The 1,678-nt window shown below is 54.2% G+C and carries 2 protein-coding genes; both read right to left on the reverse strand.

Annotated features, from left to right (window positions below; all coding sequences use genetic code 11):
• Positions 1–26: 26 nt before the first annotated feature.
• Positions 27–845, reverse strand: a complete 819-nt coding sequence (locus B5D32_RS14630; protein WP_200805200.1) for a DUF6017 domain-containing protein — start codon at positions 843–845, stop codon at positions 27–29.
• Positions 846–904: 59 nt separating this feature from the next.
• The coding region (locus B5D32_RS14635; protein ID WP_143402824.1) for a S1 RNA-binding domain-containing protein at positions 905–1,678 on the reverse strand (774 nt) is incomplete at its 5' end.

Genomic DNA, 1,678 nt, shown 5'->3' on the forward strand with positions numbered 1-1,678 from the left:
TACAATTTGTTCATATCTTCGCGGCGTTACGCCAGCATCGGACGGGATCCGCCACCGACAGATTTGCGTACATCCAGCATCGTCCTGCCGTTCAGCGTGACAGGCGCATTGAACAGCATCGTCAGAAGGTACTTTTTGAGATTTTTAACGTCTGTGTGCAGATTACGCAGGCCATCAAGGACAAAACGGATATGCTCGCTTGTCAGCTGTAACAGCCGTTCCCGCACCAAGGCCATCGGGAACAGGTTGTTTCCAAGCCGCAGTACAGGGCTGCGAAGCTGGATTGTCTCCACGACCAACTCGTAGATTTCCTGCATCACGGGGGCGCTCTCCGGCTGATTGCGGCAAAGCAGGTCCAGCTCAATGTTGTCGCGGACTTTTGTCCGCACGGTCTCGCTCTCGGATAAGATCAGATCCGTATTTTGTTTCTCTTTATTTTGTATTTCTTTATTTAATTGTATGGGATTTTCCTGTACAGCAGAATCCGATGCAAGGGGTTCCAGCATAGGCGGCACGGATTCAGCGCTGCCATCGGAGCCGGACGAGGACGCTTGCGGGTACTCATAGACATAGTAATCGCAGCCTCGCAGACAGCCGCGTTCATCCCGGACGCGGGTACGCACCACATACCCTGTGTCCTCCAGTTCCCAAATGGCTGTACGGATAGCGTCAACGCTCTCCTTGTTGATGGCGGCAAGCCCTTTGAGGGTATAATCCCAGTCGTCCGGCAGGGAAAGCATCTGCGACAGCAGGCCCTTTGCTTTCAGTGACAAATTTTTATTGCGAAGATGATGATTGCTCATAACGGTATAATCCTTAATGCGCTCTACGCGAAAAACAGCCATTTTACGAATCCTTTCATGTAAAAGATGGGCAGCCGCCGGGACTGCTCACGGTTCATCGGTTACAGATTCTGACGGATAATGCGGGTGATAATACCCACGGCGATGCTACGTTCCTCGTCCAGCTTTGTTACCACAAAGCTGACGTCGTCCTTTTTGCCGGGTGTGCGGCGGTCATAGCAGGAGTGAGCCACGGCGTTGACACCGTTGGAAAGCCGCACATAGACGATGCCTTTATGTACATCGGTGACGCGGCCGGCGTATTTGCTCTGCACACGGCAACGCTTCAAGGCTTCGCGGCTGGTATTCTCGGTGATGCTTTTGACATCAGCGTGGACAGACATTTCTTCCTGTGAGGTTTTGTTCACTTCGGTCACGCGGACAAGAATCTGGTCGCCCACAGCAAAACGGTCATGGGCATCACCGATCCAGTCCCATGCCAGATTCCGCGCCATGATGGAACACTCCACGCCGAAAATCTCCACACGGATGGATTTGTCGGCAACGGCAATAACGCGAGCCTGCACCACGCGCCCCTCCCGGACGCGGTACTCACCGTTGGCATCTGGGCTGAAATAGAAAAGCTGGCGTTTGCGCATCATGGCTTCGCGGCGGCTGGCAACCACACTGCGGCTCTTGGAGTCAATACCCAGGATGACAAAGTCGATTTCCGCGCCCAGCATATTGCCCAGCAGCTTCATCTGGCGGACGGCCATGCTGTCGGTACTGTTGGCAGCGCTCGGGGCGACCATCATTTCTTTGAGAGGAATGACGATGCGGAAGCCGTTGTAGTCCACAACGGCAATCGTCTTGCCGCTGTCGGTCTGCTCGATACC

The organism is Gemmiger formicilis (genome assembly GCF_900167555.1).
Classification (GTDB): Bacteria; Bacillota; Clostridia; order Oscillospirales; family Ruminococcaceae; genus Gemmiger; species Gemmiger formicilis.